The organism is Tenacibaculum sp. 47A_GOM-205m, from assembly GCF_000518405.1.
Classification (GTDB): Bacteria; Bacteroidota; Bacteroidia; order Flavobacteriales; family Flavobacteriaceae; genus Polaribacter; species Polaribacter lutimaris.
Window position 1 is genome coordinate 554,257 of record NZ_JADN01000004.1, and the last position, 25,665, is coordinate 579,921.

Sequence of the window (25,665 nt, forward strand, 5' to 3'; positions counted from 1 at the left end):
ATCAACTATTAAAACTAAAGTTTACCCACTTTATGGGTTTTTAAAATACTTTCATTTTTCAAATGAAGCTATCTCATAGCTTTATTTACTTTTTAGAGATAGTCTAATTATCTTTTTTCTTCCCACTGTTAACAAGAATTAAAAGAGCGGTTACTAAACCTATACAAACTAAACCGAAAATAGCTATCATAATGGTTCCGTTTGTCCAAGATACCAAGGGAATATTTATTAATTGTGTCATTTTTCCTTATTCTTTGTTGTCTCAAAAATATAAGGAAGAACGAAATTAAAACATGATATTTATCAGGATTTTCAAAAAAAACAGTAAGGTTACACTAAAATAAAGCTTAATTAACTTTACTTAATTAGACCATATGAAAGAGAGTATTACAAGTAATAATATTACTTCAATGAGATTTAGTAAGACTTTATCCTTAACAATTTTAAATAGAATATAATCGATAAGTAAAATGAATAAACCGATTAAAATAATCGTTATAGCAATTAAAGGCCACAAACCAAAACGATCGTCTTTTGCGTTGTAATCTAAGAAATGTATAAAAGGTACAAATGCTATAAGTAGACAAGAGAGTATTAAGAAGAAGGTAATGCGTTTTACACTAAATAACTTTTTCATATTTATCATAGCTTTTAGATGCCAAATGTTAAGTTATTTTTTAAGTAGTGTATCTAACCCATCAATGCTAGTTTGATTTTTATCGTTCCAATATTGTTCAATCCCTTCTTTACCTTTTTCAGAAGCCCAATCGTTTAATTGGTTTCGTTCTCCTTGGTATTCATAAAACGGAAGTGACATTCCGCAAGAGGTTTGTACACTTTCAACAGAAACAATAAATATTTGACGAGTACCAGGAAGAGAAGGAAATAGTGAGGAATAATCATTCCATTCATCATTATTTGGAAGAATCTCTTTTGCTTTTCCGTATAGCCTTAGGATGTTAGGAACACCTTCAAAAGCACAAAACATAATTGTTATTCGGTTAGTATCTAATAAATGGGCTGAGGTTTCATTTCCACTACCGGTAACACTTAACCAAGCAACAGTGTTTTGATCAATAACTCTAAAAGTATCCATTCCTTTAGGAGAAAGATTAATTCTTCCATTTTTAGGAGCTGTGGCAACAAAAAATAGTTTTTGAGCTTCTATAAATTGTTGGATTCTGGTAGTTATTTTATCGTAAAATTTAGCCATGATTATTTTTTTATTCAACCCAATCTTTGGTGCGTTCAACAGCTTTTTGCCATTTTTTGTACAATCTTTCTCTTTTTTCTTTAGTGAATGAAGGTACAAATTTTTGATCTATTTTTCTTCTGTTTACAATATCTTCTTGTTTCCATAAACCAACACAAATACCAGCTAAATAAGCAGCTCCCATCACTGTTGTTTCAATTTCTTCAGGACGCTCTACAGCTACATTTAAAATATCTGCCTGAAACTGCATTAATAAATTATTAGCGCAGGCACCGCCATCAACTTTTAAAGATGAAAGTTGTAATAAGCTGTCTTTTTGCATTACATCTAAAATATCTTTGGTTTGATAGGCTAAAGATTGTAGTGTGGCTTTAATTAAATGGTTTTTTCCAGTATCACGAGTTAATCCAAAAACAGCTCCTCTAGCATACATATCCCAGTATGGAGCACCCAAACCAGCAAAAGCAGGAACTACATATACAGGATTTTCATCAGTAACTTCTTTAGCAAAAAGCTCGCTTTCTTCCGCACTGTTTATTATTTGCAAACCATCACGTAACCATTGAATAGCCGAACCAGCTACAAATACACTTCCTTCAAGTGCGTAATACACTTTATTGTCAATTCCCCAAGCAATGGTAGAAATTAAACCATTTTCAGAATATTCTAGACTTTCACCAGTGTTCATTAGCATAAAACAACCTGTTCCGTAGGTGTTTTTAGCTTCTCCTTTATTAAAACAAGCTTGCCCAAATAACGCAGATTGTTGATCGCCAGCAATACCCGCTATCGGAATTTGAACACCATCTATTTCATAATTACCATAGTTATAAGAAGAAGGTTTTACCTCAGGTAACATTGAAAAAGGAATGTTTAACTCGTTTACAAGTGTTTTATCCCAACACAGATTTTTAATGTCGTATAACATAGTACGTGAAGCATTGCTGTAATCAGTAGCGTGTACTTTGCCATTGGTTAAATTCCACAATAACCACGTATCAATAGTTCCGAAGAGTAAGTTTCCTTTTTCTGCTTCTTCTTGAGCGCCTTCAACATGATTTAAAATCCAGTTAATTTTAGTGGCAGAAAAATAACTGTCAATCACTAATCCAGTTGTCTTTCTAACATAGTTTTCGAGTCCCGTTTCTTTTAATTGTTCGCAAACATCGGCAGTACGTTTATCTTGCCAAACAATGGCGTTATAAATGGGTTTTCCTGTGTTTTTATTCCAAACAACGGTAGTTTCTCTTTGGTTTGTAATTCCGATCCCAGCAACTTCAGAAGGTGAAATATTAGCTTGTTTAATAGCTTCTTGTAAGGTGAGAAGCTGTGTTTGTAAGATTTCGTTAGCGTCGTGTTCTACCCAACCTGATTGTGGAAAAATTTGTTGAAATTCTTGTTGAACTTTGGCAACTATTTTTTCTTCATTATTAATAATTACGGTACGACAACTTGTGGTTCCTTGATCTAAAGCAATAATGTATTTATGAGTCATTTAAACGTAAAATGATTAAACGCCTAATTTACAATTTTACCCATAGTAACAAAAAAACCTTCTAGATTTTCTAGAAGGTTTTACACATGTTAGTTTGGTTAGTAAACTTTTAGTGTCTTAAAGCATATCCAGCCCCTTCACCGAATTTGGTTAATACAGAAAGAATAGTAGTTAACCCTTTGCTTGTTTTACGTAGTAATAGTTTCCCCATTTTTTAAAATTTAATTAATTCCCCTTTAATTAATTGTCATTAAATAATGAACACTACAAATGTATATGGGTAAACTGTGTTAGAAAAAGGTATTTCCGCAAGAAGAAATGTAATATTCCGAAAAGACATAAAAAAACCTTCTAGATTTTCTAGAAGGTTAGTTTTCCCCTTAAATGTCTTTTTTCCAATTAATTTTGAAAAGAAGATGTCGCAAATTTAAAAAGGAGCTTTGTTTTAAAAAAAGGTATTTCCGCAGAAAAAAATGCAGATTTCTGCAAACTAGATTGTTAAAATAAAAAAAGCCTCTAGGGGATACTAAAAGCTCTTTTACGTTTTTCTCTTTTTCAAAATTCTCCCAACAAGATCTGAATTCTCCTGCGAAAGTATAGGTTCCTTTTATGGAATAAAAGAGGAAAACCGTAAAACGAAATGCGTTTTTCCGCAAAGTTTAATCTACAATACCAAGTTCTTTGGCTTTAAGAACTAAATCGGTATTGTTATTTGCTTGTAAATCAGTCCTTAACTTTGATAGTTTGCTTTCTATAGATCTAACTTTAAGTAAAGAACCATCGTTCTTTTTTATGAGCCCTTCTAAGTTAGAAATTTTAGCATGCCTAGGAAGTTCTTTTAAAATTTGTATGGCAACATCGTCCATTTGAATTTCAACTAAGGCTCTTTTTAAAAGTTTTTGGTGTATTTCATGCGTATAGTACACTTCATCTTTTAACATTTTTTGAATAGCAAAATTTAGTTCATCAGTGCTACAATTTCCTTTTAAAATATAAGCTGAAGGATTCAAATTGTGAATTACATTAAAAACTCTGTTTGTTTCAGAGTGACCTGTTATTACACCAACCTTAATAGGAATTTCTTCATCTTGAATTGCCTTTATTAAGGCTTCACCACTATCTAAATTATTATTTTGGCTTTGATTATCAAAACTTAAATCGGTGAAAACAAGTTGAAAAGGGTTTATTTGTAAGTTCGATTTTATCTTTGAAAAAGCCTCATCACAAGAGTTAGCTGTTTCAATTTCTAGACCATCTATATTCTTTAAACACGAAAGAATACCTTCAATTATTAATTGATGATCATCAACTAAGAGGATTTTTGTTAGTTCAGACATTTAAGGGTATTTGAATATGGGTTTGGGTTCCTTTACCTATTTCACTTGTTATGGTTAGCGTTCCGTCTAACTCTTCAACGCGTTCTTGTAGGTTTTGTAAACCGATACCTTTTTTACTAATTTTGGTATTAAAACCAATACCATTATCAGTAATATTCAAATGTACATATTTTTTGTGTACCGAAAAATCAATAATTATAGTGCTTGCCTTAGCATATTTTTTACAGTTTTGTATACTTTCACGAGTACTTAAATACAGTAATCGTTTTATAGAATTGTCAATGCTAGTCCAATCATAATCTCGAATACCGTAGACTTTTATTTTAAAATCTAATTCAAAATAATCGCTTACTAAGTTAATAATTTGATCTTTAAAAGATACTTTGTCAAAACTTACACTACTTAATTGATGTGATAAGTTTCGTACATTTTCTTTTACAGCGTTTAGCTTTATAGCTTCCTCTACTAAATTCGACTTTTCTAGTTTTCTGTGTAATAAACGTAAATCACCAGCCACTTCGTCGTGCAAAGATTTAGCAATTTGTTGACGTTCTTGCTCTCTTGCTTCTACTTTTTGTAACTGGGCTTGATACAGTATTTTTCGTTTACGTTGAAAGTAAAATAATACACTAAAACCAGAGAATAAAAGCCCACTCACAGCAGCTAACCAACCAATGGTTTTTTGTTGTTTTTGGTAGGTGATTTCAGCTTGTTTTTGTTGGTTTTCTGTTTTTAAAACAACATTTTCTTTTTCTTTTTTATCGGTTTCGTACCTAATTTTAGCAAATTGGTTTTTTAACCTACGTTCGTTTTGAAATAAACTATCATTTAAGCTAATGTATTCTCGTAAATATTGTTTTGACTGTTCTCCTTCAGTAAGCCAGGAAAGATTTTCCAAAGCCTCTAACCATTTTTTATTGTTATGAGTTTGTTTGGCATATTTTAAAGCTTCATTAGAATGAACTATTGCTTTTTTAGTTTGATTATGGTCTTTGTAGTAATTTGAGATATTTATATGTGTAACAGCCAAGTTAGCAAATTCATTCAAATTTTTTCTAAAAAAGAGTACTTCATTGTATTGTTGTAGTACGTTTTCTTCTTTTTCAAGAGAATAATTGCTAAATGCTAAGTTTTCTAATAATAAAGCATATTGAGAAGGATACTTGTTTTTTATATTATCAAATGCCAACCCTTTTTTAAAATACGAAATAGCTTTTTGATGCTTCCTTTTATTTTGATATAAACGACCAATATTATTTGTTATGTATAAATAGCCAATATCGTTTTTATTACTTTTATTGTAAGAAAGAGCAATGTTATAATAGTTTAAAGCATCTTTTTGTAAATCAAGTTCTTCAGACACCTGACCTAATACATTATAAGTTCTTTCCAAAAAGATAGAAGAATTTATAGGTTCAAGATATTTTAAAGCTTCTATTAAACTAATTTCAGCTCCTAAATAATCTTTAACATTTTTTTGTATGAGTCCTATGCTCAACAAACGTCTTCCTATTGCTAAAGAATCTTGAAGTTTTTTAGAAATATCTTTTGATTGATGATAATAAAAATAAGCACTATCAATATTTAGTAAAACTCTTTGTTCTAATGCTTTAAAATGAAGATTTTTAGCGAGTATTGAAGAGTCTTTGTTTTTTAGGTATAAATTGTAAATATTATTATTAGCGTATAGAATGTCTTGAATAGAGTTGTTATAAAAACCTTGTACTCCTAGTTTTATGTTTGTTTCTTTTATTAAAGAATCTATTTTGGTTTTTTGAGCTAAATCGACAGCTTTTTTAAGAAAAGGAATTTTATCACTTCCATATACATCATCTGCTTTTTTTAAATAAAAAGATACAGAATCTTGTTCCTTTTTTTGAGCAAGAAGAAAAGAAGAATAGAGGAAAAAAAAGAAAAATAATTTATTCATTATAAAGTTAAAAAACCATTACTTTTCAAAAGTAATGGTTTAAATTTTAAATGATAATTAATATATACTAATTGTTTTTTTATTTCTAAGACAATAAGTTATAGGTGTTTACCATCACCTCCCTGTCCACCGGTAGTTCCTCCGCCAGTAGTACTACCACCACCAGTGTCATTACCACCACCCGTTGTAGGGTTATCAACCGTATCTGGGCTTAAATTCATAGCCATTTCTTGTAAGTTTTTGTTTTCCATATTATATAGTTTTTTAATGAAACAATTTTTGGGGACGGGGGATAACCAAACGTCTAAAATAGTAGGTTTTTAGCAAAAGGGCAAATAATTAACATTACTTTTTACCTGTATTATAAACTTGTAGTAAGGATGATATTTTTAATAAACAAATTAGATCGTTACTAGTAAAAGTGTATTGTTACCGTCATTGCGAATGTAGCGAAGCGAAATGAAGTAATCTTTTTGATAGGAGTGAGAGATATCCACGTCGTTACCACTCCTCGTTATGACGTTAGTGTTTCATCTTCGTAAACAAATCCCATAATACCACACCACAGCTTACCGAAATATTTAAGGAGTGTTTGGTGCCTAACTGCGGAATTTCAATACAGATGTCAGAAGCAGAAACTACTTCTTGTTGTACTCCTTTCACCTCATTACCAAAAACCACCGCGTATTTTTGATTAGGTTTTGGAGTAAACATATCTAACATCGTACTGTTCTCAGCTTGTTCAATTGAGAGTACTTTTACATTGTCAGCTTTTAGTTTTTCAACCAATTCCATAGTATTTTCTACATATTCCCAATCTACAGATTCTGTAGACCCTAAAGCGGTTTTATGAATTTCTTTATTAGGAGGGGTTGCCGTAATACCGCACAAATAAACTTTTTCAATTAAAAAAGCATCCGAAGTTCTAAATACCGAACCTACATTATTCAAACTACGAATATTGTCTAATACCACAATAATGGGTGTCTTTTCAGTTTGTTTAAATTCCTCAACGGTTTTTCTACCTAGTTCGCTGTTTTTTAATTTTCTCATGAGTTTTACCATTTAAAATGTCATTGCGAATGAAGCGGAGAGAAATGAAGCAATCTTTTTTATTTATTAGAGTTCAAAACGGAACAGATTACTTCGTTGCTATTGCTCCTCGTAATGACGCTTTTTATATTTAACTTTTGACTTGTTGTTAAAAGCTAAAGTCTAAAAGCTAAAGACTTTTTTCTATCTTCGCAAAACTAACCCAAAAAATCCATAAACTTGGCAAAAACAAAGGTAAAAAAGGTAACTCCATTAATGCAACAATACAACGGAATTAAAGCAAAATATCCTGATGCGATGTTGCTCTTTAGAGTAGGAGATTTTTATGAAACCTTTGGAGAAGATGCGGTAAAAGCATCAGAAGTTTTGGGGATTATTTTAACCAAAAGAGGAAGTGGAAGTGAAAGTGAAACAGCCTTGGCAGGTTTTCCACATCATTCATTAAATACCTACTTACCTAAGTTAGTAAAATCTGGGTTACGAGTGGCGATTTGTGATCAGTTAGAAGACCCCAAAATGACCAAAACGATTGTGAAACGTGGAGTTACGGAGTTGGTTACTCCAGGGGTTGCTCTAAACGATGAGGTATTACAATCGAAATCGAATAATTTTTTAGCAGCTGTTCATTTTGGTAAAAAATTATTGGGAGTTTCTTTTTTAGATGTGTCAACTGGGGAATTTCTCATAGCGCAAGGAAATGAAGAATATATAGATAAACTCTTACAAAACTTTACACCTAGTGAAGTTTTGGTTGAAAAGAAACACAAGCAACGCTTTTTAGAAGCATTTAATAATCGTTTTCACACTTTTTATTTAGATGATTGGGTGTTTCAGAAAGATTATGGAGATGAATTACTTCGAAATCATTTTAAAGTAAAAAATTTAAAAGGGTTTGGAGTTCACGAATTAGAATATGGAATTGTAGCAGGTGGAGCCGCGATGTATTATTTGTCGGAAACCCAACATAACAAAATAGAACATATACAATCTATCAGTAGAATTGCGGAAGATAATTATGTGTGGATGGATCGTTTTACCGTGAAAAACTTAGAATTATATGGTGGTAATTCGGTAAACTCTGTTTCGTTGTTAAATGTGATTGACAAAACCATTTCTCCAATGGGAGGGCGTTTATTAAAACGTTGGTTAGCGCTTCCATTAAAAGATTTAGCTCAAATTCAACAGCGACATGAATTAGTAAAGTTTTTAATTGATGACGATACTTTTTCTGAAACTGTAACCTACCAATTAAAACAAATTTCTGATATCGAACGATTGATATCAAAAGTTGCTACGGGTAAGGTTTCTCCACGAGAAGTAATTTTGTTGAAAAACTCGTTAAAAGCTATTCTTCCAATAAAAGATTCCGCAGAAAAAAGTAAGAACAAAGCAGTTCAAGAAATAGGAAAACAACTGCACGATTGCAAAACGCTGATTGATAAAATTACTGAGACAGTTTTAGAAGAAGCTCCTGTAAATATTAATAAAGGAAATGCGATTGCTAGTGGAGTTTCAGAAGAACTGGATGAATTACGTAACATTTCAAACTCTGGAAAAGAGTATTTAGATACGATGCTAGCTCGCGAAACAGAACGTACTGGAATTCCGAGTTTAAAAATTGCTTTTAATAATGTTTTCGGATATTATATTGAAGTTAGAAATACGCATAAAGATAAAGTTCCAGAAGAGTGGATTCGTAAGCAAACCTTAGTGAATGCTGAACGCTACATCACTGAAGAGTTAAAAGAATACGAAGCTAAAATTTTAGGAGCAGAAGAGAAGATTCAGCAGTTAGAAACAGAGATTTTTGCCAAGTTAGTACAGTATATTATTGGTTTTGTACAACCTGTACAACAAAATGCACAAAATGTGGCTAAGATTGATGCACTACAATCGTTCGCAACCTTAGCTACCGAGAATAATTATGTGCGTCCGTTAATGGATGACAGCACCGATATTGAAATCAAAAATGGTCGTCACCCAGTTATTGAAAAACAATTACCAATTGGTGAAGAATACATAGCCAATGATGTTGTCTTGAACCGTAATCAGCAACAAATTATTATGATTACAGGTCCTAACATGTCAGGTAAATCGGCAATTTTACGTCAAACAGCCTTGATTGTGTTATTAGCACAAATGGGAAGTTATGTACCTGCACAAAATGCTCGAATAGGTATGGTGGATAAGATTTTTACCAGAGTAGGAGCTAGTGATAATATTTCGATGGGAGAATCTACATTTATGGTAGAAATGAATGAAACAGCTTCTATTTTGAATAACATTTCTGATCGTAGTTTGGTGTTGTTAGATGAAATTGGAAGAGGAACGTCTACCTATGACGGGATTTCTATTGCTTGGGCGATTTCGGAGTATTTACACGAACATCCTTCGAAAGCAAAAACGTTATTTGCAACACACTATCACGAGCTGAATGAAATGACTTCGACGTTTGAGCGTATTAAGAACTTTAATGTATCGGTAAAAGAGTTAGATAATAGTATTATTTTCTTGCGTAAGTTGGTAAAAGGAGGAAGTGATCATAGTTTTGGTATCCATGTAGCAAAATTAGCAGGAATGCCAAGCATGGTAATTCATAGAGCAAACAAAATTCTAAAAGAGTTAGAAGACTCACATTCACACAAAGAGGTTAAAGAAACCTTGAAAGAAGCACAGCATGAAGATATGCAAATGAGCTTTTTTCAGTTAGACGACCCGTTGTTAGAAGATATTCGAGAAGAAATTTTAACTACGAATATCGATACACTCACACCTATTGAGGCTTTAATGAAGCTGAATGAGATTAAACGAATGTTGACAAAAAAATAAGCGTATTGCAACAAGATATCAGCTTTAAACACATTAATAAATTAGCATTTCCTGCATTGGTAGCAGGAGTTGCTGAACCTTTACTTTCTACGACCGATTTAGCTATTGTAGGTAATATTGAACACAATGCTACCGAAAGTATTGCAGCTATAGGAATTGTAGGTGCTTTTTTATCAATGCTTATTTGGGTGTTTGGACAAACACGTAGCGGAATTTCATCAATTGTTTCACAATATTTAGGGGCAAACAAGCTAGAAGAAATTAAAAACCTACCAGCTCAAGCTATTGTTATTGTATTGGGGGTAAGTGCTATTATTTTAGGATTGAGTTATCCATTTGCCAAAGAAATTTTTGAATTATACAATGCTTCTGGAACCATTTTAGACTATTCTGTTGAGTATTATAAAATTCGTGTATTCGGATTTCCGTTTACCCTTTTTACCATTGCAATCTTTGGTACATTTAGAGGTTTGCAAAACACCTATTATCCAATGGTGATTGCTTTAATAGGTACGGTTATCAATATTGTGTTAGATGTTGTGTTGGTCTATGGAATAGAAGGCTATATTCCTGCAATGTATATTCAAGGAGCAGCGTATGCCAGTGTTATTGCACAAATTACAATGGCAATAATTTCTGCAGTATTATTATTAAAAAAGACGGATATTTCGTTAAAATTCAGCTTGCCATTTAATACTGAAATTCCAAAATTCATAGTAATGGTGTTGAATCTTTTCGTAAGAACGATAGCACTAAATGTTGCATTGTACTTTGGAACTTCTTATGCTACTGACTATGGAGATGCTTACATTGCAGCTTATACCATCGGATTCAATATATGGCTTATGGGGGCTTTTATGATTGATGGATATTCTTCTGCAGGAAATATTTTATCAGGTAAATTATTGGGTGCTAAAGCTTATAAAACATTGGTAACTTTAGGAAATAGATTAATTACTTATGGATTCCTCTTTGGATTATTATTAGCCATTGTGGGGTTTGTTTTATATCAATTTATAGGAAAAGTATTCACTAAAGAACCAGAGGTTTTAGAGCAGTTTTACAATACCTTTTGGATTATTTTAATCATGCAGCCTATATGTTCTATCGCTTTTATTTATGACGGAATGTTCAAAGGAATGGGAGAAATGAAATTTCTACGAAATGTTTTGTTATTAGCAACAGGATTAGTGTTTGTTCCTACATTGTTATATTTTGACTCTCTTGGGTATAAACTCTATGCTATTTGGATAGCTTTTTTCTTGTGGATGATTGCGAGAGGAACTCCACTAATTGTTAAGTTTAGAAGAAAGTTTTTACCCCTAGCTCAAAAAATGTAATTTTGAAGAAACAAGAAAAACAAATGACTACAACTAGAGAAAACGGAAGTTTATACACCCATATAGAAAACAAGATTGCAACGGTAGAATTTGGACACCCAGCAAGTAACTCTTTTCCAAGTGTATTGTTAGAACGTTTAGCAAACGAATTTGATAAACTTTCAACTAATGATGAGGTTTCGGTAATTGTATTAAAATCAGAAGGGGAACGAGCTTTTTGTGCTGGTGCATCTTTTGACGAATTGGTATCGATTGATAACTTAGAAGAAGGAAAAGCTTTTTTCTCTGGGTTTGCGAATGTAATCAACGCTATGCGCAGATGTTCGAAACTAATTATTGGTAGAGTTCAAGGGAAAACAGTTGGAGGCGGAGTTGGTTTAGCAGCCGCTTGTGATTATGTATTAGCTACAGAGCACGCTTCTATCAAACTTTCTGAGTTTACAATAGGTATTGGTCCGTTTGTGATTGCGCCAGCCGTAGAACGTAAAATAAGCGTTAGTGGATTAGCAGAATTAACTTTAGATGCTACCAGCTGGAAAAATGCATACTGGGCAAAAGAAAAAGGCTTGTACGCCCGTGTTTTTGAAACGCAAAATGAATTAGATAAAGAAGTTGAGATTTTATCAGAAAAATTAGCATCATACAATTCAGAAGCATTATCAGAAATGAAAAAAGCTTTGTGGAAAGGGACTGAGCATTGGGAAGAGCTGTTAATAGAAAGAGCTGAGACATCAGGTAAGTTAGTTTTGTCTGAGTTTACCAAAAAGGCATTAGAAAAATTTAAAAAATAAGCTATGTTTTTAATACAAGAAGAAAAAGGTTCTGCAGCTTACAATGCAGGATATGAAATTGGTTATGAAGTAGGAAAATGGGTAGCACAGAATCCGATATTAACACTGTTGATTGGAGTAGTGGCTTCGGTAGGTTTTGTGTGGATATTAACAAAAGTTGTAAAACAAATTCGTACTTTCGGCGAATAAAAACAAAATAGTATGGGTGGAGATTATTTATTTGCCATTTTAGCAGCAGGTGTAGCAATAGTGTATTTCTTTAACAAATTCAGAGCAAACAAGAAATTTAAAAGAAAATAATGTTTTACGAATCTTTCAATTGTTGTTTAAGACAACTAATGATAAGTAATCTTTTATAACTTCTTTTAAGGTAGAAAACTTATGAACAAGATTAGAATTACAAAGCAGTTTAATTTTGAAACTGGACATGCTTTATATGGTTATGACGGAAAATGTAAAAATGTTCACGGACATAGCTATAAGCTTTCGGTTACGGTAATTGGAGAACCAATTACTGATACATCGAATGTTAAATACGGTATGGTTATCGATTTTGGAGACCTAAAAAAAATCGTAAAAGAAGAGATTGTTGATGTGTTTGACCATGCAACAGTATTCAATAAAAACACACCTCATATTGAATTAGCCAAAGAGTTAAAAGATAGAGGACATCATGTGATTTTAGTAAATTATCAGCCAACAAGTGAAATGATGGTGATAGATTTTGCTGAAAAAATCCAATCGCGCTTACCAGAAAATATCAAACTACACGCAATTAAGTTACAGGAAACTGAAACTAGTTTTGCGGAGTGGTATGCAAGCGATAATTAATTAAAGTAAGTAGTTATCATTGAAGAACTATTATTCTTCAATGATTTACTTCCCATTAAATTCATTCATAGTGTTGGCCAACCCTGCATTAATAAATGAGGTGATAGCATTAACAGAAGTTGGAATACGTTCAATCATGGCGCTTTCTTCTTCAGCAGACCATTCTCCTAATACATAATCAACTTGTCGCCCTTTAGAGTAGTCAGCACCAACTCCGAAACGGAAACGTGGATAAGAACCAGTGTTAAACTTGTCTTGGATATCTTTTAATCCGTTATGTCCACCAGAACTACCTTTCCTTTTTATACGAATCTTTCCAAAGTCGATATTTAAATCATCGGTAATAATTAGTAAGTTTTCTACTTGAATGTTTTCCTTTTGCATCCAGTACTTAACCGCTTTTCCACTTAAATTCATATAAGTGTTCGGTTTTAAAACAATTACTGTTTTTCCTTTAATTTTTAGTTTAGCAATATCACCTAGCTTTTCGGTTTCAAAAGATCCGTCGAATTCTTTTACGAAAGCATCTACTATTTTAAAGCCAATATTATGACGTGTATTGTCATATTTTTCTCCAATATTACCTAATCCTACTATTAAAAATTTCTTCATTATATCGTCTTCTGTAGCTGTTAAATGTGTTTTAGAAAAACCAAATAATCTTTTCCAAAGAGTATTAAAAATCATACGTCAAAAATAAAAAAAGCGCTACACTTGGTAACGCTTTTTGTAAACTTAACGAGGTAAGTCTTATTTCTTTTCAGCTTCAGCTGCTGCTTTTGCCGCGTTACGAGACATACGAACTTGAGCAACTACTGTGTTGTCTGGGTGTAAAATTGTGAAGTTATCGTTTTGTAACTTAGTTACATATAACTTATTACCAATTTCTAATTCAGTAATATCAGCTTCGATAAAATCTGGTAAGTTAGCTGGTAACGCTTTTACTTTTAATTTACGTAAGTTGTGACGTAATGCACCCCCTACCATAACACCTTTAGATTTTCCTATTAAACGTACAGGAATTTCCATAGTTACAGCTTTATCATCAAATAATTGATAGAAGTCGATGTGTAAAATTTCATCACTTACTGGGTGAAACTGTATATCTTGTAATACAGCGTTATAAGTAGCACCATCTAATTCAATCGTAGCAGTAAATACTTCTGGAGTATAAATTAACGATTTGAACGCTTTTTCATCTGCTGAAAAGTGAACAGGCTTGTCTCCTCCGTATAATACGCAAGGAACCTTCCCAGCATTACGTAAGGCTTTTGTTGCTTTTTTACCTACGCTTTCTCTTTGAGATCCTTTGATTGTAATTGATTTCATTACTTTGTTTATTTATTTACATTAAAAATTGATCACTGATAGATGTATTGTCTTGAACTTTATGCATCACATCAGCGAATAAAGCGGCGCAAGATACAACTTTTATTTTAGAAATGTTCTTTTTTAAAGGAATTGTATCTGAAACGATTAACTCTGTTAATTGCGAGTTTTGAATTCTTTCATACGCATTTCCTGAAAGAATAGGATGTGTACAAATAGCACGGACACTTTTAGCACCACGTTCCATCATTAAATCAGCTGCTTTGGTAAGTGTTCCGCCAGTATCAATCATATCATCTACAAGAATAACATTTTTACCTTCTACTTCACCAATTAATTCCATGTGAGAAATTACATTGGCTTTTTGACGTTGTTTATAGCATATAACTACATCACTTTCTAGGTATTTAGAGTAGGCATAAGCTCTTTTTGAACCTCCCATGTCTGGTGATGCAATCGTTAAGTTATCTAAGCCTAAACTTTTTACGTAAGGTAAAAAGATGGTAGAAGCAAATAAGTGATCTACTGGTTTTTCGAAGAACCCTTGAATTTGGTCTGCGTGTAAATCCATTGTCATAATTCTAGTTGCCCCAGCAGTTTCTAATAACTTAGCGACTAATTTAGCCCCAATAGCTACACGTGGTTTGTCTTTTCTATCTTGACGAGCCCAACCGAAGTAGGGCATTACAGCAGTAATGTGTCTTGCAGATGCACGTTTAGCAGCATCACACATTAGTAACATTTCCATTAAATTATCGGTTGAAGGAAAAGTTGATCCTACAATGAAAACTCTTCTTCCTCTGATTGATTCTTCGAAAGCAGGTTGAAATTCACCATCGCTAAAGTGGGTGGTAGTAACATTTCCAAGTTCAACTCCGTAAGCATTAGCGATTTCTTCTGCTAATTCAATACTTTGTGAACAAGCAAATATTTTAGGGCTTAATTGATTTGTAGCCATTTAGAAAAGGATATTTTAGTTAGTGTTGTTGTTGGGGCAAAAATAAAACTATTTTAAGAGTTTAAAAGATATTTTAAACGAAATATTTTATAGATTTGCACTCACTAAAAGCCAAAGTGGTGGAATTGGTAGACACGTCGGATTCAAAATCCGATGCTCGCAAGGGCGTGTGGGTTCGAGTCCCACCTTTGGTACAAAAAGCACTTAATCTTAGATTTAAGTGCTTTTTTATTATAAGTTTATCTCTTTTTGTGTTTCTTTAAATTCTTCAGGAGTATTAATGTTTCTAATCAAATTATCATCAACTTCAACAATTTCAACATCAGAATTAATTAACATTTTTCTCGGACAAGAATATCCTTGTGCCAAATAGGCTAGTAATTTCCCATAAGCTTTTGGCTCATAAATAGTAATTAAAGGTTCAGGAAACTCTTTTCCTTTTCCTTTAACCGTAGTGGCTACTTTAGCAGGATTTCTTTTTTGTAATAGTAATTGAATAAGTTCATTATTAACAAAAGGAACATCTGTTGCCATAACAAACCATGCAGAATTTGGGTCTTTTTGAAAAGCAGCACAAATACCTCCAAAGGGTCCTAAATTTAAAAAGGTATCAGGAATTTCATTAGTCATTTCAAGTGAAGTAGCTTTCTCTCTTATAGAGTAAAAAGTTTCTAAATTGTTGTTTTCTAGTAACTCTTTCATATGTTCTTTTTGAGGCTTTTTATAATATACTAACTCCGATTTATCACGCCCCATTCGAGTGCTTTTTCCACCAGTTAACACCAATCCTTTTACAGGAGCAATGTTTTCTTTAATAAGGTTATGAATATGGTTAGAGATTTTATCAATCTCGTTAATTGTATAAGAGGTGATGTTTTTGATGTTCGGAAAACGTTCTAGCAAGCAATCAAAATAGGTTGAGTTTTCATTCAATTTAATTACAAATTGAATACTGGTGAGTTGGTCTAGCCTCTTTTTTACAGAAGCTTCTTTTTCATTATCTAAAATTAAAATTTGTTTTGCTCCTTGGTAATGATTTCCATTAATGAACACAAAGTCATGATTGTAAAACTGTAAACGTTGTTCATATTTGTTTACAGAAGAAGTTGTGTTTAGTTGTAAATTTCCTTCATGATGAAAGGTGTATTCAGTTAGGGTGTTTTGCTCAATATCTTTAGCATGTGATGCATCAAAATATCCTAAGTTATAGTTTGATAATCTTTTTGAAACGTTATGAACTAAATCAGCGATAACCCCACACTTAGTTCCTAAAATAGCAACTTCGTTAGGTGCAAAATTATCGTTATACTTTTTTTCTAGACTTGTATGTTTAGTATGTTTCTTACCCATTTTTAATATCTGATTTTCCACCTGTTTTTTCTACTAACTTCACTTCTTTAATTACCATTTTTTGACTGATAGCTTTGCACATATCGTAAATGGTTAAACAAGTTGCTGAAGCTCCTGTAAGAGCTTCCATTTCTACTCCTGTTTTTCCTTCAATGGTCACTTTGCAAAAAACCTCCACATGCTCATCATCTACAATATTGATGTCAATATCCACTCCATTGATTAACAAAGGATGGCACATTGGGATGATATCAGAAGTTTTTTTTACAGCTTGAATTCCAGCTATGATAGCGGTTTGAAAAACAGGCCCTTTTTTAGTAATGAGTTCATCATTGGTAAAATGACTTATAATTTCTGAACCTAAAAACATAGTAGCTTTAGCAATGGCTATACGTTTCGTGATTTTTTTATCAGAAACATTGACCATTTTAGGTTGGTTTTGCTCGTTTAAATGTGTAAAAATCATTTTATTAATTTTTTGAAAGTCTATCAATTAAGAGTAGTATTTGTAATTTGTGTAGTGTCAATTCAAAATAATCACTTGGATAAATTTCTAATAACCCTTCTATTATTTCTTTTTGATTATTTTTTTTCGACTGGACGCTTTTTAAATATTCTCTAATTTTAAAACTTACGGAATTATTATATCCTTTTAAACCTTCTATTTTTTCGTTACAACCTAAATTTACCTCAACAAAGTCTTTAGCTGTTATTTTATTTATACTATCAAAAAGAGAGTAATTGTGGATAGGTTTTTGGAAATTTTTTAGTGTAACTTCTTTGAAAAGTGTATAATAAGCTTCTTTTGATGAGTTTTTTAAAATGTTTTCTTCAATCAAAATTGATTCATATTCATTAATATAGCTTTTTACCCTTATTTCTTTATCTCCAAAGGAACTAAAAAAACACTTTTCCGCTTCTTTCTCAATTTCATATTTATTATTACAAGCTAAAAAAGAGGTAATAAACAGAACTATTGTAATAACCTTTTTCATTTATCTATATCTAATTAATGGAAAAACACTTCCTTTTTTAAATGTTACTTCTTCTGTTTTTGGAAGTTCAATAAAACCATCGGCTTCTACCAAACTAGCCAAATCGCCCGATCCATTTCCTTGTATTGGTGTTGCGTATACTTGTCCGTTTTCTGAAGTTAACTTTATTTGCATAAAACAACTTAAGTTAGGTTTAAAAGTAATGTCTTTAGCTAAAATAGCTGTTTGTGTTTCTTGTTGTACTCCTACAGATTTATAATACCAAGGATAAAAATATACCAAACAATTCACGAACGTGGAAACTGGATTCCCTGGAAACGCGAACACATTACAGTTGTCTGTGGTGCCAGCCCAAAAAGGTTTTCCAGGTCTTTGTAAAACTTTATGAAATAATTTCTTGACTCCTAACCCATCTAAAACTTCAGGTAAAAAATCAAACTTTCCTTTACTTACAGCACCGCTAAATAAAAGCACGTCGTATTCTTTTAAATACGATTCAATTTTCTCTTTTAAAACTGATTTTTCATCGGTAATATGAGCAGTTTCTGCTGGAATTTTTAAATTGTTCAATAAGGAAACTAACGTGTATACATTACTTCTACGAATTTGGTGGTCTAACGGATTTTCATTCACATCAACCAATTCATCACCTGTAGAAACAATCAACACTTTAGGTTGTTTTGCTACTTTAACTGTAGCTTTACCTACAGTGGCTAAGACCCCAATTTCAGCAGCAGAAATAATGGTATTCTTTTTTATAAGAATGGTGTCTTTCTTTTTGTCTGAACCTTGTGCGTGTATGTTTTGATTTTCAGTAATGTCATCAATATTCACAGTTGCCATTAAAGTGTTTACACTCACATCTTCATAGCGAATTACTGTATCGCAGTTATTAGGTAACACAGCACCCGTCATTACTTCATAGCAGTGTGCTGCATTTTCCATAGTTTGTTGAGGTGCTCCCGCAGGCTGAATTCCTTCAATCTTAAAATCACGAACACCATATTCAAAAAAACGATGATTGATGGCAATACCATCCATAGCTACTCTGTTGAAAGGAGGAAAATCTCTGTCGGCAACGATATCTTCTTTCAATACTCTTCCAGCAGCTTCTAAAAACGGAATTTCTTCAATTCCGAAATCTTGTGTGTTTTCTAAAATTATATGTTTTGCTTCTTGTACTGTTATCACCCCCATCCTTTAAATAAAGTTATTAAACCAACAATTGTAAGTGTAACTCCACCAATCAAACCACCAAATGAAGTTGAAATGTCCCATAAATTATTATCTTTCTTATGAAGTTTAAAAACAAAATATAAAATAACAATTCCAGCTATAATAGAAAGTAAACTATAAACCATAATTATCCACCTATTGTACTCATACTTTCGCTTACATTCCCTTTTCTATTTGCCTCTGCAATAAAACCATTTTCAGGTTTTTCTTTTATGAGTGATAAAAACAAGGCTTTTAAATCTTCATTACTGGCACCGTTTCTAATAAAGTCACGTAGGTTAAAAACGCCGTCATCAAATAAACAGTTTTTAAAAGTTCCTGTTGAGGTAACTCTAATTCGGTTACAATCGTTACATATGGTACGAGTAAAAGCAGGAATGATTCCTACGGTTCCAATATGACCTTCAACCGAAAAGTTTCGTGAAGTAGAAGACTTTTCTGAGATGAGTTGCGTAATGTTATAATTTGATTGTATTTCGTTTAAAATCTTGTTGTAATTCCACACCTCTTGGGTGTTTCGTTGCCCTTTTCCATTAAAAGGCATTTCTTCAATAAATCGAACGGCAATATTTTTCTCTTTAGTTAACGCTACAAAATCAACTATTTCATCGGTGTTAAAACCAGACTGTACTACCACATTTAGTTTTAAATTGAGTCGGCTTTTTTCTAGTAATTCAAATGTTTTATATACTTCAGAAAAAACATCACGACGTGTAATTTTGGCAAACTTATCGGCGTGTAAACTGTCAATACTTAAATTGATAGTTTTTATTTTTTCAAGTCTTTCTAAATCTTTAATGTGTTTAGAAACAAGTGCTCCATTGGTGGTTATATTGATGGCATCTAGTAAATCGTTATAGGATAACATTTCTAAAAATGATATAAAATCTTTACGAGCAAAAGGTTCACCACCTGTTAAACGAACTTTGTTTACTCCTAGTTCGGTAAGTACGCGAGTTATACGGTACATTTCTTTGTAGGTAAGTAACTCTTTACGCGGTACAATATCAATACCTTGAGCAGGCATGCAATATTGACAACGCAGGTTACAACGGTCGGTTACCGCTAACCGAACATAACTAATTTGCCTGCCAAAACTATCAATAAGTTTACCCATATCGTAAAGGTACTAAAACTAGTGTTTATACCATTTTAAAAGGTTAAAAAATCGTATTTTCGTTGTATGCCAACACCGCTAGAACTTCAAATACAAACACTGCCTAATTCACCTGGAGTTTATCAATATTTTGATAAAGAAGATGTGATTATTTATGTAGGAAAAGCTAAAAACTTAAAAAAACGTGTTTCGTCGTATTTCACCAAGAATCATGAGAATGGAAAAACTCGAGTTTTGGTAAAAAAAATTGTTCGTATTGAGCATGTGGTGGTTGATACGGAAACAGATGCGTTATTGCTTGAAAATAACCTGATTAAAAAATATAAACCAAGATATAATGTACTGTTAAAGGACGATAAATCATATCCGTGGATTTGTATTAAAAAGGAGCGATTTCCACGTATTTTCTCTACTCGAAGAGTAATTAAAGACGGATCGGAATATTTTGGACCATATACTAACATGCGAACGGTACATGCTTTGTTAGATTTGATTAAAGAATTGTATCCGTTACGAACTTGTAATTACGATTTAAGCCAAGAAAAGATTGATGCAGATAAATACAAAGTTTGTTTAGAATACCATTTAGGAAATTGTAAAGGTCCTTGTGAAGGGTATCAATCTGAAGAGGATTATTTGGAAGATATAAGAGCAATTCGAAATATCATAAAAGGTAACTTTAAAGAGAGTTTACAACAATTTGAAAAGTTAATGCTTGATTTTGCTGCTAATATGAGGTTTGAAGAAGCACAAAAAATTAAAGAAAAATTGGCGTCTTTACAGAATTATCAAGCAAAATCAACGATTGTGAATCCGTCTATTAATAATGTAGATGTATTTTCTATCATTTCAGATGAATCGCATGGTTATGCTAACTTTTTTAAGGTGATGAATGGTTCAATTGTACAGTCGTATACCACAGAAATTAAGAAAAAACTAGAAGAAACTGATAAAGAACTTTTAGAGTTATTTATTATTGAAACTCGTCAACGCTTTAATTCATTATCAAGAGAAATATTTGTGCCTTTCAAGGTGAATGTAGGTAAGGATATTAAGGTTACCGTTCCTAAGTTAGGAGATAAAAAACGTATTGTTGAATTGTCGGAACGCAATGCGAAGTTTTATCGTCAAGAGCAGTTTAAGCAAATAAAAATTGTAGACCCTGATCGTCATGTAAAAAGAATTATGGCACAAATGCAAAAGGATTTACGATTAGGAAAAGAACCCCGTCATATTGAATGTTTCGATAACTCAAATATTCAAGGAACAAATCCAGTTGCTGCTTGTGTGGTTTTTAAAGATGGAAAACCAAGTAAAAAAGATTACCGACATTTTAACATCAAAACTGTTGAAGGACCAGATGATTTTGCTTCGATGGAAGAAGTAGTATATCGAAGATATAAGCGATTGTTAGAAGAAGAACAACCGTTACCTCAATTAATTGTTATTGATGGAGGAAAAGGACAGTTATCTTCGGCATTAAAAAGTTTAGACGCATTAGGTTTAAGAGGAAAAATAGCGATTATAGGTATTGCAAAACGCTTGGAGGAAATTTATTATCCTGGAGATTCTGTTCCGTTGTATTTAGATAAAAAATCAGAAACACTAAAAATAATTCAGTATTTACGTAATGAAGCACACCGTTTCGGAATTACTTTTCACAGAAACAAACGAAGTAAAAGCGCCATACAATCAGAACTGGAGCAAATTCCTGACATTGGTAAGCAAACAATCACCAATTTATTGCGTAAATTTAAATCAGCAAAACGTGTTAAAACTGCTAGTTTAGAAGAATTGAAAGAAGTTGTTGGAAACTCAAGAGCTCAAAAAATATATCAATATTATCAAAAAAAAGAAGAATGAAAAAGTTGTTAATTTTATTATTGTTTCCTGCATTGTTGTTGGCACAAGAACAACCTAAGATAGGTCTGGTGCTTAGTGGAGGTGGAGCAAAAGGGATTGCTCATATTGGAATACTAAAAGAGCTTGAAAAAGCAGGTGTTCAGGTAGATTATATTGGAGGTACAAGTATGGGGGCAATTGTAGGAGGGCTTTACGCAGCTGGTTATACAGCAGATCAGATAGAAGAAGCTGTTTTTGAAACAGACTTTATGAATTTACTACAAGATAAAGTTCCAAGAAAAGAAAAACCTTTTTTTAGCAAACTCCATGGTGAAAAATATGCTGTATCACTTCCTATCAAGAAAGGAAATTTAGGGTTGCCTTTAGGTTTATCTAAAGGTCAAAATGTATTAAATTTTTTAACTGAATTACTTGCGCCAGTTGATGAGGTTAGTGATTTTTCTAAATTACCAATACCTTTTTATTGTATAGGTACTAATATAGAAACAGGTGAAGAGGAAGTTTTAGAAACTGGTTCGTTACCGTTAGCACTTAGAGCAAGTGCGGCTTTTCCATCTTTGTTAAACCCTGTAGATATAGAAGGAAAATTATTGGTAGATGGTGGAGTTGTAAATAACTTTCCTGTTGACGTTATGAAAAAAAAGGGAGTTGATATCATAATAGGGGTTAGTGTTCAAGGAGAATTATTAAAAAGAGATGAGCTGGTTTCTGTAGCATCTTTATTATTACAGATTATCAATTTTCAAATGTATAAGAAATCTGATGAACAAGTTGAGTTACTAAATGTTTATATACGACCAAACGTTATAGATTATAGCGTGATATCTTTTGATGAAAAGAAAGAAATTTTAGAAGAAGGAACAAAAGCAGCTAAGCAGTATAGAGTTGTTTTTGATAGCATCGCAAAAATGCAGTCTCAAAAGAGAAAATTGCCTAAAGTTGAGCTAAAGGAAAAAAAGTTTATAGTAGATAGAATCATTATTAAAGGAAATAAGAATTACACGAATAACTATATTTTAGGAAAGTTACAGTTGCGTGAGGGAGATAGTGTTTCTTACAAAGAAATATCTAAGAAAATTAACACGTTAACCGCTACCAAAAACTTTACCAGAATTGATTATCATTTCGATAAGTCTTTTCAAGGAAAAAAACTAGAGTTAACGGTAAAAGAAGAAAAAATTCAGTCATATTTACGACTTGGCTTACATTATGATTTATTGTACAAGTCGGCAGTTCTGTTAAACTACAATCATAAAAAACTACTTTTTCAAAATGATGAGCTCTCTGTTGATGTTGGTATTGGTGATAAAATTAGATACAATCTAGAGTATTTTGTAGATAACGGGTTTTTAACAAGTTATGGTTTTAGTACAAGGTATAACTCTTTCAATAGTGATTTTATATATGACACAGGACTTATAAACGGAAAGTATTCAGACTTTTCAACTTCATTGTATTTTCAAACAACCTTTGATAAAAAATTTGCGATTGGTATAGGAACAGAGCATAAAAACATAGACGCAAGTACTATGAATATATCATCTGATGGAAAAGAAGACTTTTTTGATCGAAGTAATTATATAAATGCTTATTCATACTTAAAATTAGATACCTATAATAAAGAAATGTTTCCAACAAAGGGGTTTTATGCTAATATAGGTTTTAAATGGTTTTTGTGGTCTGATAGAAATAGTAGATTAGATGGATTATTGCCAAATAGCGAACCATTTCATCAATTTTCGCAATTAGGAGGAACCTTGGGGTTTGCTACTACTTTTTACGACAAGTTAACCTTTCAATATACGTCACAAGCAGGATATACTTTAGGAAAAAAGTCATTTGAAATTTTTGACTATCATTTAGGAGGATACAATCAAAATTATATTAATAACTTTATTCCAATGTATGGGTATGATACAGGAGGTTTAAACAACCAGTCTTACTTAAGATCAGAATTCAATCTGCGATATGAGGTTTTAAAAAATCATTATGCAATGTTTATTGCAAATTATGCTCGTGTAGAAGAAAATGTTTTTGAGAATGGAGATTTATTTAAGAACACAAAATCAGGTTATGCATTAGGGTACAGCGTGGAAACTTTTATGGGACCTGTTGAATTAAAATATTCATGGTCACCAGATCACTCTGAACATTATTGGTTATTTAATTTAGGGTTTTGGTTTTAAACATAAAAAAAACCCGTATCGTCTGATACGGGTTTTTATTTCATAATAAGATTGCCTTACTTACTTTTTTTCTTTTTTTTAAAATAGAATTTATATTGTAAGTATTGGTAAGCATCTCTTGGTAATACTTTAATCCACTTTTTGTGTTGCACAAACCATTTAAAACGGATAGAATTTACGCCTTTTGTTAAATAAGCAGCTATAAAAGGATGTACGTTTAAAGTAATATCCTTGTAATTTTTACCACTATTTATTAGGCGTTCTAGTTCAGCTTCTATTTTATCTAATAAGACAATAGGAGCTTCTACTTCTCCGTTTTTATTTGGATTTGGTTCACGTGTTTTTATCTCTAATTCAGGTCGTACACGTTGTCTTGTAATTTGCACTAAACCAAATTTACTCGGAGGTAAAATTTTATGTTTAGTGCGGTCTAAAGCCATCGCGTCTTTTAAGTGTTGATATAATTTCTGTCTGTTTTCAGCAGATTTCATATCAATAAAGTCAACAACTATAATTCCTCCCATATCTCGTAATTGTAATTGACGAGCAATTTCACTGGCAGCAATTAAATTAACTTCTAAGGCAGTTTCTTCTTGGTTTAAAGACTTATTAGAGCGGTTACCACTATTTACATCAATTACGTGTAAAGCTTCGGTATGCTCAATAACTAAATAAGCCCCTTTACTCATAGAAACTGTTTTACCAAACGATGTTTTAATTTGACGTTCTATACCATATTTTTCAAAAATAGGTACTTCAGACGCATGAAGTTTTACAATGTTTTCCTTTTCAGGATATATTTCTTGTAAATACTCTTTAATTTCAACTTTTAAAGTCTCATCGTTGGTTACAATGCTTGTAAAAGAATCGTTCATTACATCTCTTAGAATAGAAGATGCTCTGTTTAACTCGCTTAATATTTTGGTTGGGGTGTTATTATTAGCAATGCGTTTACACATTGTTTTCCAACGATCAAGTGAGTTTTGTAAATCTTTGTCAAGTTCTGCTACCTTTTTACCTTCGGCAACAGTACGTAAAATAAGTCCAAACCCTTTTGGTCTGATACTTTTTGCTAATTTTTTTAAACGCTCCTTTTCTTTCGGATCTGCTATTTTTTGTGATACCGATATACGGTTAGAAAAAGGAACTAAAACTAAAAATCTACCTGCTATTGAAAGTTCCGAACTAATACGCGGACCTTTGGTAGATATTGGTTCTTTTACAATTTGTACTAATAAATTTTGACCTGATTTTAGTACATCGTTAATACTTCCGTCTTTGTTGATGTCTTCTTCAAAACGAAAGTTTTTTAAAGTGAACTCTTTGTAATTACCTGTGCTTACTTTCTTAATGAATTTGTTTAAAGATTGTACTTGTGGACCTAAATCGTGGTAGTGTAAAAAACCATCTTTAGGATAACCAACATTTACAAAAGCAGCATTTAACCCAGTCATTACTTTTCCTATTTTAGCAAGAAAAATATCACCGACTGAAAAATTATGGTCGCTTGTTTCTTTGTTTAACTCAATAAGTTTACCATCTCTTAGTAAGGCGAAATCAATATCAGAAGAATTGGAACGAATTATTAATTCTGTTTTCATTCTGAATATGGTTTTATGCCGTCGTAATTGCTTACGAAGACGGATTAAAATTTGTAAACAGGTATAATTTATACCATTTTAAGGTGTTAAAACCTTAATGTCAATGAACGTAGCTTATAAAAGCAACGAAAAAGTAAGCTACTGCTTACTTTTTCTTCTTATGACGATTTGCTCTCGCTCTTTTCTTTCTTTTGTGTGTAGAGATCTTAGC

General features: G+C 32.2%; 24 protein-coding genes and 1 tRNA gene. 8 read left to right on the forward strand and 17 right to left on the reverse strand.

The genetic code is table 11. The annotated features are described in order from the left end of the window. Nucleotides 1-103: 103 nt before the first annotated feature. From N534_RS15435 to N534_RS0106230, 7 genes are all read right to left on the reverse strand, one after another. Nucleotides 104-241 (reverse strand): hypothetical protein, encoded by a 138-nt coding sequence (locus tag N534_RS15435; protein ID WP_170141619.1) that lies wholly within the window; start codon nt 239-241, stop codon nt 104-106. A gap of 429 nt (nt 242-670) precedes the next feature. Next, nucleotides 671-1,213: a pyridoxamine 5'-phosphate oxidase family protein gene (locus N534_RS0106205; protein WP_028891658.1), complete on the reverse strand. Its 543-nt coding sequence runs from the start codon at nt 1,211-1,213 to the stop codon at nt 671-673. A 10-nt stretch (nt 1,214-1,223) separates the two neighbouring features. Continuing rightward, nucleotides 1,224-2,708 (reverse strand): glycerol kinase GlpK, encoded by a 1,485-nt coding sequence (gene glpK / locus N534_RS0106210; protein ID WP_028891659.1) that lies wholly within the window; start codon nt 2,706-2,708, stop codon nt 1,224-1,226. A gap of 659 nt (nt 2,709-3,367) precedes the next feature. Beyond that, nucleotides 3,368-4,045, reverse strand: coding sequence for a response regulator transcription factor (locus N534_RS0106215; protein WP_028891660.1), 678 nt, complete (start codon nt 4,043-4,045; stop codon nt 3,368-3,370). Then, a complete protein-coding gene (locus N534_RS0106220; protein WP_028891661.1) occupies nt 4,038-5,975 on the reverse strand; it encodes an ATP-binding protein in 1,938 nt (645 codons plus the stop codon). Before N534_RS0106220 ends, N534_RS0106215 begins: the two co-directional genes overlap by 8 nt. A gap of 98 nt (nt 5,976-6,073) precedes the next feature. Next, on the reverse strand, nt 6,074-6,226 hold the full coding sequence (locus N534_RS15295; protein WP_156025560.1) for a hypothetical protein: 153 nt from the start codon (nt 6,224-6,226) through the stop codon (nt 6,074-6,076). Between the two features lie 271 nt (nt 6,227-6,497). Beyond that, entirely contained in the window at nt 6,498-7,028 is a 531-nt protein-coding gene (locus N534_RS0106230) for an RNA methyltransferase (protein ID WP_028891662.1), read from the reverse strand. A gap of 219 nt (nt 7,029-7,247) precedes the next feature. Between N534_RS0106230 and mutS the strand changes: the two genes are divergently transcribed. The 5 genes from mutS to N534_RS0106265 all read left to right on the forward strand — a co-directional run bounded on the left by mutS (nt 7,248) and on the right by N534_RS0106265 (nt 12,819). Further along, entirely contained in the window at nt 7,248-9,857 is a 2,610-nt protein-coding gene (gene mutS, locus N534_RS0106240; protein ID WP_028891663.1) for a DNA mismatch repair protein MutS, read from the forward strand. Between the two features lie 5 nt (nt 9,858-9,862). Further along, entirely contained in the window at nt 9,863-11,197 is a 1,335-nt protein-coding gene (locus N534_RS0106245; protein WP_028891664.1) for an MATE family efflux transporter, read from the forward strand. Between the two features lie 23 nt (nt 11,198-11,220). Continuing rightward, on the forward strand, nt 11,221-11,988 hold the full coding sequence (locus N534_RS0106250; protein ID WP_028891665.1) for an enoyl-CoA hydratase/isomerase family protein: 768 nt from the start codon (nt 11,221-11,223) through the stop codon (nt 11,986-11,988). A gap of 3 nt (nt 11,989-11,991) precedes the next feature. After that, nucleotides 11,992-12,177: a hypothetical protein gene (locus tag N534_RS0106255; protein ID WP_028891666.1), complete on the forward strand. Its 186-nt coding sequence runs from the start codon at nt 11,992-11,994 to the stop codon at nt 12,175-12,177. Between the two features lie 192 nt (nt 12,178-12,369). Further along, nucleotides 12,370-12,819 (forward strand): 6-carboxytetrahydropterin synthase, encoded by a 450-nt coding sequence (locus N534_RS0106265; RefSeq protein WP_028891667.1) that lies wholly within the window; start codon nt 12,370-12,372, stop codon nt 12,817-12,819. Between the two features lie 45 nt (nt 12,820-12,864). Here the strand turns inward: N534_RS0106265 and pth are convergent, their stop codons facing one another. From pth to N534_RS0106280, 3 genes are all read right to left on the reverse strand, one after another. Beyond that, nucleotides 12,865-13,431 (reverse strand): aminoacyl-tRNA hydrolase, encoded by a 567-nt coding sequence (gene pth, locus N534_RS0106270; RefSeq protein ID WP_028891668.1) that lies wholly within the window; start codon nt 13,429-13,431, stop codon nt 12,865-12,867. A 138-nt stretch (nt 13,432-13,569) separates the two neighbouring features. Beyond that, entirely contained in the window at nt 13,570-14,148 is a 579-nt protein-coding gene (locus N534_RS0106275; RefSeq protein WP_028891669.1) for a 50S ribosomal protein L25/general stress protein Ctc, read from the reverse strand. 16 nt (nt 14,149-14,164) lie between these two features. Next, complete coding sequence (locus N534_RS0106280) at nt 14,165-15,106, reverse strand: ribose-phosphate pyrophosphokinase (protein WP_028891670.1); 942 nt, start codon at nt 15,104-15,106, stop codon at nt 14,165-14,167. Between the two features lie 110 nt (nt 15,107-15,216). On the opposite strand from N534_RS0106280, the gene N534_RS0106285 reads away from it, so the two are divergent. After that, nucleotides 15,217-15,300 (forward strand) — tRNA-Leu (locus N534_RS0106285). A 37-nt stretch (nt 15,301-15,337) separates the two neighbouring features. On the opposite strand, the gene N534_RS0106290 is transcribed toward N534_RS0106285, so the two are convergent. The 6 genes from N534_RS0106290 to moaA are packed head-to-tail and all read right to left on the reverse strand — an operon-like array spanning nt 15,338 to nt 19,804. Then, nucleotides 15,338-16,456 carry an NTP transferase domain-containing protein gene (locus N534_RS0106290; protein WP_028891671.1) on the reverse strand — a complete coding sequence of 373 codons (1,119 nt, stop codon included), beginning with the start codon at nt 16,454-16,456 and terminating at the stop codon, nt 15,338-15,340. Next, entirely contained in the window at nt 16,449-16,922 is a 474-nt protein-coding gene (gene moaC / locus N534_RS0106295) for a cyclic pyranopterin monophosphate synthase MoaC (protein WP_028891672.1), read from the reverse strand. Before moaC ends, N534_RS0106290 begins: the two co-directional genes overlap by 8 nt. Nucleotides 16,923-16,926: 4 nt before the next feature. Then, nucleotides 16,927-17,451 (reverse strand): hypothetical protein, encoded by a 525-nt coding sequence (locus N534_RS0106300; RefSeq protein ID WP_028891673.1) that lies wholly within the window; start codon nt 17,449-17,451, stop codon nt 16,927-16,929. Further along, nucleotides 17,452-18,648 (reverse strand): molybdopterin molybdotransferase MoeA, encoded by a 1,197-nt coding sequence (locus N534_RS0106305; protein ID WP_231517307.1) that lies wholly within the window; start codon nt 18,646-18,648, stop codon nt 17,452-17,454. Next, nucleotides 18,639-18,812, reverse strand: coding sequence for a hypothetical protein (locus N534_RS15300; RefSeq protein WP_156025562.1), 174 nt, complete (start codon nt 18,810-18,812; stop codon nt 18,639-18,641). Before N534_RS15300 ends, N534_RS0106305 begins: the two co-directional genes overlap by 10 nt. A gap of 2 nt (nt 18,813-18,814) precedes the next feature. Continuing rightward, nucleotides 18,815-19,804: a GTP 3',8-cyclase MoaA gene (gene moaA / locus N534_RS0106315; RefSeq protein ID WP_028891675.1), complete on the reverse strand. Its 990-nt coding sequence runs from the start codon at nt 19,802-19,804 to the stop codon at nt 18,815-18,817. Between the two features lie 66 nt (nt 19,805-19,870). On the opposite strand from moaA, the gene uvrC reads away from it, so the two are divergent. Both uvrC and N534_RS0106325 read left to right on the forward strand, forming a co-directional pair. After that, nucleotides 19,871-21,667, forward strand: a complete 1,797-nt coding sequence (gene uvrC, locus N534_RS0106320; protein WP_028891676.1) for an excinuclease ABC subunit UvrC — start codon at nt 19,871-19,873, stop codon at nt 21,665-21,667. Next, nucleotides 21,664-23,853, forward strand: coding sequence for a patatin-like phospholipase family protein (locus N534_RS0106325; protein ID WP_028891677.1), 2,190 nt, complete (start codon nt 21,664-21,666; stop codon nt 23,851-23,853). Before uvrC ends, N534_RS0106325 begins: the two co-directional genes overlap by 4 nt. A 56-nt stretch (nt 23,854-23,909) precedes the next feature. On the opposite strand, the gene N534_RS0106330 is transcribed toward N534_RS0106325, so the two are convergent. Continuing rightward, complete coding sequence (locus tag N534_RS0106330; RefSeq protein ID WP_028891678.1) at nt 23,910-25,454, reverse strand: ribonuclease E/G; 1,545 nt, start codon at nt 25,452-25,454, stop codon at nt 23,910-23,912. Nucleotides 25,455-25,665 lie beyond the last annotated feature (211 nt).

Coding starts and splice junctions, on each gene's coding strand:
- N534_RS15435 (WP_170141619.1), bottom strand. CDS start 241: ATGACACAATTAATAAATATTCCCTTGGTATCTTGGACAAACGGAACC.
- N534_RS0106205 (WP_028891658.1), bottom strand. CDS start 1,213: ATGGCTAAATTTTACGATAAAATAACTACCAGAATCCAACAATTTATA.
- glpK (WP_028891659.1), bottom strand. CDS start 2,708: ATGACTCATAAATACATTATTGCTTTAGATCAAGGAACCACAAGTTGT.
- N534_RS0106215 (WP_028891660.1), bottom strand. CDS start 4,045: ATGTCTGAACTAACAAAAATCCTCTTAGTTGATGATCATCAATTAATA.
- N534_RS0106220 (WP_028891661.1), bottom strand. CDS start 5,975: ATGAATAAATTATTTTTCTTTTTTTTCCTCTATTCTTCTTTTCTTCTT.
- N534_RS15295 (WP_156025560.1), bottom strand. CDS start 6,226: ATGGAAAACAAAAACTTACAAGAAATGGCTATGAATTTAAGCCCAGAT.
- N534_RS0106230 (WP_028891662.1), bottom strand. CDS start 7,028: ATGAGAAAATTAAAAAACAGCGAACTAGGTAGAAAAACCGTTGAGGAA.
- N534_RS0106250 (WP_028891665.1), top strand. CDS start 11,221: ATGACTACAACTAGAGAAAACGGAAGTTTATACACCCATATAGAAAAC.
- N534_RS0106255 (WP_028891666.1), top strand. CDS start 11,992: ATGTTTTTAATACAAGAAGAAAAAGGTTCTGCAGCTTACAATGCAGGA.
- N534_RS0106265 (WP_028891667.1), top strand. CDS start 12,370: ATGAACAAGATTAGAATTACAAAGCAGTTTAATTTTGAAACTGGACAT.
- pth (WP_028891668.1), bottom strand. CDS start 13,431: ATGAAGAAATTTTTAATAGTAGGATTAGGTAATATTGGAGAAAAATAT.
- N534_RS0106275 (WP_028891669.1), bottom strand. CDS start 14,148: ATGAAATCAATTACAATCAAAGGATCTCAAAGAGAAAGCGTAGGTAAA.
- N534_RS0106280 (WP_028891670.1), bottom strand. CDS start 15,106: ATGGCTACAAATCAATTAAGCCCTAAAATATTTGCTTGTTCACAAAGT.
- N534_RS0106290 (WP_028891671.1), bottom strand. CDS start 16,456: ATGGGTAAGAAACATACTAAACATACAAGTCTAGAAAAAAAGTATAAC.
- moaC (WP_028891672.1), bottom strand. CDS start 16,922: ATGATTTTTACACATTTAAACGAGCAAAACCAACCTAAAATGGTCAAT.
- N534_RS0106300 (WP_028891673.1), bottom strand. CDS start 17,451: ATGAAAAAGGTTATTACAATAGTTCTGTTTATTACCTCTTTTTTAGCT.
- N534_RS0106305 (WP_231517307.1), bottom strand. CDS start 18,648: ATGGGGGTGATAACAGTACAAGAAGCAAAACATATAATTTTAGAAAAC.
- N534_RS15300 (WP_156025562.1), bottom strand. CDS start 18,812: ATGGTTTATAGTTTACTTTCTATTATAGCTGGAATTGTTATTTTATAT.
- moaA (WP_028891675.1), bottom strand. CDS start 19,804: ATGGGTAAACTTATTGATAGTTTTGGCAGGCAAATTAGTTATGTTCGG.
- uvrC (WP_028891676.1), top strand. CDS start 19,871: ATGCCAACACCGCTAGAACTTCAAATACAAACACTGCCTAATTCACCT.
- N534_RS0106325 (WP_028891677.1), top strand. CDS start 21,664: ATGAAAAAGTTGTTAATTTTATTATTGTTTCCTGCATTGTTGTTGGCA.
- N534_RS0106330 (WP_028891678.1), bottom strand. CDS start 25,454: ATGAAAACAGAATTAATAATTCGTTCCAATTCTTCTGATATTGATTTC.